8 protein-coding genes and 1 tRNA gene are annotated in these 8,919 nt (G+C 73.2%); 2 read left to right on the top strand and 7 right to left on the bottom strand.

What is annotated here, in order from left to right; all coding sequences use genetic code 11:
- Positions 1–187 precede the first annotated feature (187 nt).
- Both AB0435_RS18390 and AB0435_RS18385 read right to left on the bottom strand, forming a co-directional pair.
- Entirely contained in the window at positions 188–1,198 is a 1,011-nt protein-coding gene (locus AB0435_RS18390; protein ID WP_366006440.1) for an SDR family NAD(P)-dependent oxidoreductase, read from the bottom strand.
- A 29-nt stretch (positions 1,199–1,227) separates the two neighbouring features.
- Complete coding sequence (locus AB0435_RS18385; protein WP_366006441.1) at positions 1,228–2,412, bottom strand: UDP-N-acetylglucosamine--N-acetylmuramyl-(pentapeptide) pyrophosphoryl-undecaprenol N-acetylglucosamine transferase; 1,185 nt, start codon at positions 2,410–2,412, stop codon at positions 1,228–1,230.
- 151 nt (positions 2,413–2,563) lie between these two features.
- Here AB0435_RS18385 and AB0435_RS18380 point away from each other — a divergent pair, with 151 nt between their 5' ends.
- Both AB0435_RS18380 and AB0435_RS18375 read left to right on the top strand, forming a co-directional pair.
- Complete coding sequence (locus AB0435_RS18380; protein ID WP_366006442.1) at positions 2,564–3,256, top strand: response regulator transcription factor; 693 nt, start codon at positions 2,564–2,566, stop codon at positions 3,254–3,256.
- Entirely contained in the window at positions 3,253–4,635 is a 1,383-nt protein-coding gene (locus tag AB0435_RS18375; RefSeq protein WP_366006443.1) for a HAMP domain-containing sensor histidine kinase, read from the top strand. Before AB0435_RS18380 ends, AB0435_RS18375 begins: the two co-directional genes overlap by 4 nt.
- A 127-nt stretch (positions 4,636–4,762) precedes the next feature.
- On the opposite strand, the gene AB0435_RS18370 is transcribed toward AB0435_RS18375, so the two are convergent.
- The 5 genes from AB0435_RS18370 to AB0435_RS18350 form a co-directional block, all read right to left on the bottom strand.
- Positions 4,763–4,835 (bottom strand) — tRNA-Gly (locus AB0435_RS18370).
- Between the two features lie 34 nt (positions 4,836–4,869).
- A complete protein-coding gene (locus AB0435_RS18365; protein WP_366006467.1) occupies positions 4,870–5,463 on the bottom strand; it encodes a response regulator transcription factor in 594 nt (197 codons plus the stop codon).
- 80 nt (positions 5,464–5,543) lie between these two features.
- Positions 5,544–6,944: a sensor histidine kinase gene (locus AB0435_RS18360; protein WP_366427419.1), complete on the bottom strand. Its 1,401-nt coding sequence runs from the start codon at positions 6,942–6,944 to the stop codon at positions 5,544–5,546.
- Between the two features lie 41 nt (positions 6,945–6,985).
- Complete coding sequence (locus AB0435_RS18355) at positions 6,986–7,786, bottom strand: ABC transporter permease (RefSeq protein WP_366006445.1); 801 nt, start codon at positions 7,784–7,786, stop codon at positions 6,986–6,988.
- Positions 7,786–8,802, bottom strand: a complete 1,017-nt coding sequence (locus AB0435_RS18350) for an ABC transporter ATP-binding protein (protein WP_366006446.1) — start codon at positions 8,800–8,802, stop codon at positions 7,786–7,788. Before AB0435_RS18350 ends, AB0435_RS18355 begins: the two co-directional genes overlap by 1 nt.
- Between the last annotated feature and the right edge of the window lie 117 nt (positions 8,803–8,919).

Genomic DNA, 8,919 nt, shown 5'->3' with positions numbered 1-8,919 from the left:
GGCTGGTTTTCCAGCCCGTCCGGCGATTGAGGACAACGCGCGAAGCGTGTTGCGGGGGTCTGGGGGCTTGCCCCCAGTTTCGGGAAGGGGCGGGTAGGGGAACAAGCCCGCCGCAGGCGCCAACCGACCCGCACCCCGAAGGGCCCGCGGCGGAGCCGCACACCAGACGCAGCCGGGAGGCCCGGTCTCACACCTGGTAACGATCCGCCGCGAAGAGCCGCAGATTGTCCCGGACCCAATCCGACGTCCGGGCCAGCCCCTCCTCCAGGTCCACCAGAGGACGCCAGCCCGCCCACTCCCGCGCCCGGGAGTTGTCCGACAGCAACCGCTCCACCTCACTGCCGGAAGGCCGCAGCCGCGCCTCGTCGACGACGACCTTCGCCTCGCGTCCGGAGGCCCGGATCAGCGATTCCGCCAGCGAGCCGATCGAAATCTCGCGCCCCGTCCCGAGGTTGACCGCGTGCCCGATCGCGCGGTCGCACTCGGCCAGGGCCAGGAAGCCTTCCGCTGTGTCCGTCACATACGTGAAGTCCCGTGTCGGGGAGGTCGATCCGAGCCGGATCTCGTCGGCGCCGGAGTGCAGCTGCGCGAGGATCGTGGGGATGACGGCCCGCGCGGACTGCCGGGGCCCGTAGGTGTTGAAGGGCCGCACGACGGTGACCGGCAGCTCGAACGAGTGCGCGTACGACAGTGCGAGCATGTCCGCGCCGATCTTCGAGGCGGAGTACGGGGACTGCGGCTGAAGCGGGTGGTCCTCGCTGATGGGGGCGGTCAGCGCCGTCCCGTAGACCTCACTGGTGGACGTGTGCACCATGCGCCGCACGCCGTGCCGGCGGCAGGCGGCGGCGACGTTCTCCGTACCGGCCACATTGGTCTGGACGTACGCCTCCGGGGACGCGTAGCTGTACGGGATGCCGATCAGCGCCGCCAAGTGGAAGACCGTGTCGCACCCGGCGACGGCGTCCATGACGCGCCCGGCGTCGCGGACGTCACCGGCGAGCGTCTCCACGGGGGAGCCGGGCCCGAGGTAGCGGGCGAGGTGGCCGCGCTCGGCGTACGGCTTGTAGTGCACGAGCACGCGGACCCGCGCGCCGCGCTCCACCAGCAGGTCGACGAGCGTGGAACCGATGAACCCCTCGGCCCCGGTGACGAGGACGGTACGGCCGTGCCAGCTCTGCGCGTTGAGGTTTGTGGTCATGAGGCGTTCCTTTCGCGAACGGGAAGTCATCACGCGGCGTGCAGCCCGGCCGGGCCGCCCGCCGAGGGCACGGCGGTGTGCCCGGCGAGGCGCAGCACCCAGGCCGCCATCAGGTCCGCGGCGACGGCGTGCGTGCCCGGGTCGGCCGCCGCGCTCATCGCGGCCAGCCGCGCCGGGTCCGCGAGCAGCGGCCCGAGCAGCTCGGCGAGCCGGTCGCCGTCCGTCTCGGCGTCCGGGAGCAGCAGCCCGGCCCCGGCGTCGGACAGCACGCGGGCGTTGTGCGTCTGGTGGTCGTGGGGCGCGTGGGGGTACGGGACCAGCACCGCGGGCACCCGTACGGTCGCGAGCTCCGCGACCGTGGCGGAACCCGCGCGGCACACCACGAGGTCGGCGGCGGCGTAGGCGAGGTCCATCCGGTCGAGGTAGCCGACGGCGGTGGCGACGCGATCGCCGCCGTCGGCGGCCAGCCGGGCCCGGGTCGCCTCCAGGGCCTGCGGACCGGTCTTGACCACGAGGTGGACGTCGGGCCGTCCCCGCCACCGCGCGGCCAGCCGTACGGCGGCCTCGGTCAGCCGCGCGGCGCCCAGGCTGCCGCCGTTGAACAGCACCATCCGCGTCCCGTCGGGCACCCCGAAGGCCCGCCGGGCCTGCTCGCGCAGCGCCGCCCGGTCCAGCCCGGCGACCGCGCCGACCAGCGGCATGCCGACCGTCTCGGCGCGGGTGCCCGCGCGGGCCGCGAGGTGGTCGCGGGTCCGGTCGAAGGCGAGGGCCACATGCGGGGTCAGGGTGGTGGCGAACCGGTTCGCGCGGCCCGGCACCGCGTTGGACTCGTGGACGAGCGCGGGCCGCCCCGCCATCCGCGCGCCCAGCACGGCGGGGGCGCTGGGATAGCCGCCCATGCCGACGACGACGTGCGCGCCCTGCTCCTCGATCACGCGCCGCGCCTGCATGCCCGAGCGCAGCAGATCGGCGGGCAGCAGGAACCGGCGTGAGCCGAGCGAGCGGTCGAAGGGGATCATGTCGACCGTGTGCAGCCGGTAGCCGGCCCGGGGGATCAGCCGGGTCTCCAGCCCGCGCTCGGTCCCGACGAAACTGATGACCGCGTCCGGCACGGCCCGCCTGATCGCGTCGGCGACGGCGAGTCCCGGATAGATGTGGCCCCCGGTACCACCGGCACCGACGACGACGGAAAGGGTGTCGCATGCGTTTGCCATGACCGGCAGCGTGCGGATGCGCTCTAAGAGGCTTTTAAGTCCGGCCGCCGGCTCTCGCGGTCGCGGGCGCCGGACGGACCCGTCCTAAGAGCCCTCTCAGACACCCTCTGACAAGGTAGGTGATCGATACGCGCACCCCGCCGGAGGCGAAATGGCCGAGACGAGCGTCCTCGTCGTCGACGACGACCCCGAAGTGAGAGCGGCCGTCGTGGACGGCCTCACCGTGGAGGGCTACGCGGTGCGCTCCGCCGCGGACGGCCTGGAGGCCCTGTCCGCCGTCGCCGCCGACCCGCCCGCCGCCATCGTCCTCGATCTCGCCATGCCCGTGCTCGACGGCCTCGCCGTGTGCCGCAGGCTGCGCGGTGTCGGCGACCGTACGCCCGTGCTCGTCCTCACCGCGCGCGACGCCGTCTCCGACCGGGTCGCGGGCCTGGACGCGGGGGCCGACGACTATCTCGTCAAACCGTTCGCCCTGGACGAGCTCCTCGCCCGGCTCCGGGCCCTGCTCCGCCGCGCGGCTCCCGTCGAACCGGCCGAGGAGAGCGACGAGTTGGCCTTCGCCGACCTCACCGTGGATCCGCAGACTCGCACCGGCAGGCGCGGCGGTGTCCCGCTCGAATTCACCCGCACCGAATTCGCCCTCCTCGAAGTGCTGATGCGGCACCCGGGCCAGGTGCTGCCCCGCGAGGTCATCCAGGAAAGGGTCTGGGGCACCGATTTCGGCCCGGATTCCAATTCCCTCGCCGTATACGTCGGTTATCTCCGGCGGAAACTGGAAGAGGGCGGCGCCGGCCGCCTCGTCCACACCGTGCACGGCATCGGCTACCGGCTGGCGGAGCGATGAGAGCGCTGCGCGCGCGCCTCCTCGGCCGCAGACCTCTGCGCGCCCGGCTGGCGCTCGCCACCTCGGCGGCCGTCGCGGTCGTCGCGATCGGCGTGCTCGCCGCCGCGTACGTCGTGATCCGCTACGAACTCGTGCGCCAGCTCGACCTCCAGCTCAAGCAGCAGGCCGGGATCATGTCCCAGCAGAACCGGGGGAGCACCGGGGTCCTCTACGGCGAGTGCAACTGGCTCGCCGCTCCGGCCTGCGCCCAGATCGTCCGCGCCGACCCCGCCGCGCCGGGCCAGGGCGGCCTCGTGCTGCCGGTCACGGGGGCCACGCGCCGCGTCGCGGCCGGGACGCTCGGGGAGTTCTACAGCAACATCAAGCTCGGCGGCCGCGACATGCGGATGTTCACCACGCACCTCAAGGACGACAAGGCCCTCCAGGTCGCGGCCCGCTCCGACACCGTCGACCAGGGCGTACGGCAGGCGGGGCTGCTGCTGGCCGGCGTCGGCGGCGTCGGGGTGCTGCTCGCCGCGGCGCTGGGCTACTTCGCGTCCCGTACGTCCCTGCGGCCCGTGACCCGGCTCACGGCCACCGCCGAACGCATCGCCGCCACCCGCGACCCCGCCCACCGCATCGTCCTGCCGCCCTACGAGGCACGCCGCCAGGACGAGATCACCCGCCTGGCGACCAGCTTCAACACCATGCTGGGCGAACTGGAGGAGGCCGTCGCCGCCCAGCGCCGCCTCGTCGCCGACGCCTCCCACGAACTGCGCACCCCGCTGACCGCGCTGCGCACCAACGCCGAGCTGCTCGCCCGCGCCGACCGGCTCTCGCCCGCCCAGCGCGACCGGGCCGCCGCCGCCCTCGGCCGCCAGCTCCGCGAGGTCACCGGCATGGTCAACGACCTCATCGAGCTCGCCCGCGACGAGGAGCCGCAGCAACTCGTCGAACAGGTCCGGCTGGACCTGCTGGCCGAGCGCTGTGTGGCCGCCGCGCGCGGCCACTGGCCGAACACGCCCTTCACGGCCGACCTGGACTCGGCGGGCGCCGTGACCGTCCCCGGCATCCCGGCCCGCCTCGCGCGGCTGCTGTCCAACCTGCTCGACAACGCGGCCAAGTTCAGCCCGCCCGGCGCGATGGTCGAGGTGCGGCTGGAGCGTACGGACCACGGTCTCGACCTCACGGTCCGCGACCACGGTCCCGGCATCGCCGCCGAGGACCTGCCCTACGTCTTCGACCGCTTCTACCGCTCCCGGCAGGCCCGCGCCCTCCCCGGCTCCGGCCTCGGGCTCGCCATGGCCCGCCAGATCGCCCGCGCGCACGGCGCCGAGCTGACGGCGGAACGGGCGGAGACGGGCGGCGCCCGCTTCCGCCTGAGCTTCCCCGGCGGATGACCGGCCGGACCCGACGGACCGCACACGACGGGCTCGACGGGCCCAACGGGCCCGATGGTCTCAGCGGTCTCGACGGGCCGCATACGACGAAGGCCCCGGTCGCCATGACCGGGGCCTTCGTTCTCTGAGCGGACGACGAGACTCGAACTCGCGACATCCACCTTGGCAAGGTGGTGCTCTACCAACTGAGCTACGTCCGCATTCGCGCCGCGCTTTCGTGCGGTGCGTGCACCACTATAGCCAACCCTGAGCGCGTGCGACGCGCGCGGCCGCGTGACGGTTCTCGACGCCGAGCTTCGCGACGGCCGACGAGAGGTAGTTCCGGACCGTCCCGGGCGTCAGCGAGGCGCGCTCCGCGATCTCCGCGACGGGCGCCCCGTCCTCGGCCAGCTCCAGCAGTTCCGCCTCCCGCGCGGACAGCGGGGAGTCGCCGGCGCTTATCGCGTCCGCCGCCAACTCCGGGTCCACATAACGGCTTCCCCCGTGCACGGACCGGATGATCTCGGCGAGCCGCCGCGCCGAGACGGTCTTCGGCACAAACCCCCGCACCCCCGCCTCCAGCGCCCGCTTCAGATGCCCCGGGCGCCCGTGGCCGGTCACGATCATGGTGCGGCAGCCGGGCAGCTCGGCCCGCAGGGATGTGGCCACCATCACACCGTCCGCCCCTGGCATTTGGAGATCCAGTACCGCCACATCCGGCCGGTGCGCCCGGGCCATGGCCAACGCCTCCGGCCCCGAAGCCGCCTCCGCCACCACCTGGAGATCGTCCTCCAGCCCGAGCAACGCCGCCAGCGCCCCCCGGATCAGATGCTCGTCGTCCGCCAGCATCACCCGTACGGGGCGCGGCCCCTCATTGACGTCGCCCACTCCGGGCCCACCGCCCACCGCACTCGCCCCCATGCCGCCCGTCACGCTTCCCCTCCGAGCCACGAACCGGCACCCACCGCCGGCCGCTCACCGCTCCCGCCCCGCGAAGCGAAGCCACCGTCGCCCTCCGGGGCACGTCCGCCCTCCGACGGGGCCAGGCCATCGAGCACCGGGGCCGAGCCTGCCACCGACTCGACCTCACCCGTCGTGTCGCCGTCCCGGGGCGTCGCCCCGCCGGCCAGCGGCACCTCCGCCGTCACGCGGAACATCTTCGCCCCCGGGCGCTCCACGGTGATCGTGCCACCCAGGGCGTCCAGCCGCTCCCGCAGCCCCGCCAGCCCCGAACCACTGCCGGTGCCCGCCCTCGGGCCCCCCTCCCGCACCCCGTCGTTCTCCATGACGAGCACCGCCGCGTCGTCGACGATCCGCATCCGTACCGCGCACCGCCCCGCGTCCGCGTGCCGCAGCACATTCGTCGTCGCCTCCCGGACCACCCAGGCCAGGGCCGACTGCACCGGCGGCGGCAGCTCGCGGCCCGGCGCGTCGTCGAAGCGGCAGTCGATGCCCGCTGCGGACAGCACCCCCCGGGCGCCGACCAGTTCGGTGCGCAGATCCGCCTCGCGGTAGCCACGGACCACCTCGCGGACCTCCCGCTGCGAATCCTGGGCCAGTTGCTGGACCTCCGTCATCTGCTCCAGCGCCGCCGGCGAACCCCGCTGCGCCAACTGCACGGCGAGCTCGCTCTTGAGCGCGATCACCGCGAGATTGCGCCCCAGGACGTCGTGCAGATCCCGCCCGAACCGCAGCCGCTCCTCCGCCACTGCCAGCTGGGCCTGGGCCTTCTTCGCCTCGTCCAGCTCCCACATGACCGAGAGCATCCAGCCGGAGGTCCGCACGCACAAGGCGACCCACATGCCCAGACCGAGCACCATCAGGGCCATCATCGCCACCGCGCCGAACGTCGCGCCGAGGGCGCCGACCGCGGCCGCCATCACCCCCGCGGAACCAGCGCAGACCGCCGCATAGTGCCGGAACCGGCTCATCAGGCTGTACGGCCCGAAGGTCGCCAGCCAGCCGTGCATCAGCAGCAGGCCGTACGTCGTGGGGTGGGGCGCGCTGTCGGCCCGGATCGCGGCCGCGACGGCGCCCATCTCCCCGAGGAGCAGCGCCACTTGACCGGCCAGCGGCCACCAGGGGGCGGCCTTCTTCCACAGATAGTGGTCGAACGAGCGCTGGAGGACACGGACCCCCAGCAGCACCTGGACGACACTCAGCGCACCCAGCACCCGCGCCGCGACCGGCTCCCTCCCGAGCAGCGCCGTCATGCCGTTGAACAAGGGATAGACGCATATCAGGGCGTACAGCAACCACCGTGTGTAGCTGTCGACCTTGGCGACCCTGGTGCGCCCCCGCCAGCCTCGCGCCCGTGCCCAGATGCCCATGCGTCCGTCCCCCTCCTACGCCACCCGCCTTCGCGGTCCGCTCACCGCCGGGGTTCCCACCGGAACCACCGCCGTACAGCAAACACGGCCAGCGCGATCCAGATCAAAGCCGTGACCAAGGCCCGCACCACCTCGCCCGCGTCCAGCCCGCCCAGCCAGCCGCCGCGTATCAGCTCCATCGCCGGCGTCAGCGGCAGCAGCCGGCATATCTGCGCCATCGCGTCCGGCATCACCTCCAAGGGCACGACCAGCCCCGAACCCGCCATGGAGATCAGGAACATGGGAGTGGTCACGAACTGCGCCCCCTCGACCGACTTGGCCCAGGCCGCCGTGGCCGCCGCCAGCGTGATGCACAGGGCGATGCCCGACACCAGCCCGGCCAGGAGCAGGTCGGGCCTGGCCACCGTACCCAGCTTCAGCCAGGCGACACCGGCCACCACCAGCAGCACGCACTGGGCCAGTGCGACGATCACCGCCGGTATCGCGGTGCCCGCGAGGATCTCCACGTCACTCGCCTCGCCCGTACGGAGCCGCTTGAGCACCAGCTCCTCGCGCCGTGAGACATAGGCCGTGACCAGGTTCTGATAGACGGCGAGGATCAGGACGAAGCCGAAGCCCCCGGTGACCGACACCGCGGCGACCGACATGCCGGCCTTGTCGAGGTCGACCCCGGCGATGGCGTTGTGCATCGCGTAGACCATGACGGCGGGCATCAGCAGGCCCATGTACAGCGCGGTCTTGCTCCGCCCGAGCAGGGTCAGCTCCGCCCGCCCCAGTGCCAGCACCCGCGACACCGGCGTGGACACCGACCTGGCTGCCGCCGTGGATGTGGATGTCGCCATCACTCGCCCCTCCCCGCACCGGCGCCCGCACCGATGACCGCGTTCATCTCCGCATCGGCAGCCGCATCGGCACCCGCGCCGGCCGCGCCCCCGCCCGCTATGGCCAGGAACGCCTCTTCCAGGGAGGCCGTCCGTGCGTCCAGCCCCTCCAGCTCTATGCCCTTCTCACGCGCCCAGACCAGCAGACCGGTCAGGGTGCGCTGCAACTCCCGTGTCTGGAGCTCTATCCGCCCCGCGGACTCCTCGTGCCGCGTCACGCCCAGCTCGGCCAGGGGCGGCAGATCGCCGACGAACCAGCCCACCGGCATCGCGAAGCGGATCCGGGACGGATAGGCGCCGATGACCTCACCGGGCGCCCCGGACGCCACGATCCGGCCCTCCCGCATGATCGCGATCCGGTCCGCCAGCGCCTCGGCCTCCTCCAGATAGTGGGTGGTGAGCAGCACGGTCGTACCCTCCTCGCGCAGCCGGCGCACCAACTCCCAGGTGGTGTGCCGGGCCTCGGGGTCCAGGCCGGTGGTCGGCTCGTCGAGGAAGAGGACCTCGGGGCGGCCGAGCAGGGCCAGCGCGAGGTCGAGCCGCCGCCGCTCACCGCCGGACAGCTGCTTGATCCGCACGTCGCCGCGCTCCACCAGCCCGACCAGGCCGAGCGCCTCCGTGACCGGCCGCGCCCCGCTGGTGCAGCCCGCCCACATCCGCACGGTCTCCGTCACCGTCAGGTCGGAGGGGAAGCCGCCCTCCTGGAGCATCACCCCGACCCGCGGCCGGACCGCGCCGCGCTCCTCGTGCGGATCGTGGCCCAGCACCCGCACTTGCCCGCCGCTCGGCCGGGCCAGCCCCTCCAGCAGCTCGACCGTGGAGGTCTTGCCCGCGCCGTTGGTGCCGAGCAGCGCGAACAACTCGCCGCGCCCCACGGTGAAGGAAACCCCCCGCACCGCCTCGAACCCCTTGTCACCGACCGGCCCGTAGCGGCGCCGCAGTCCCATGACCTCGATCACACTGTCCCCGATGTCCATGTCTCAAGGCTCCCCCGGGATCCGAAGCCGAGGCAGTGCGAGCTGTCATGACCTCGGATGACGAATGTCATCGGCAGCACGCAGCACGCAGCACGCAGCACGCAGCACGCGGGACAC

Source organism: Streptomyces sp. NPDC051173 (assembly GCF_040689515.1).
Taxonomy (GTDB): domain Bacteria; phylum Actinomycetota; class Actinomycetes; order Streptomycetales; family Streptomycetaceae; genus Streptomyces.
This window is presented reverse-complemented; position numbering and strand designations above follow the sequence as displayed.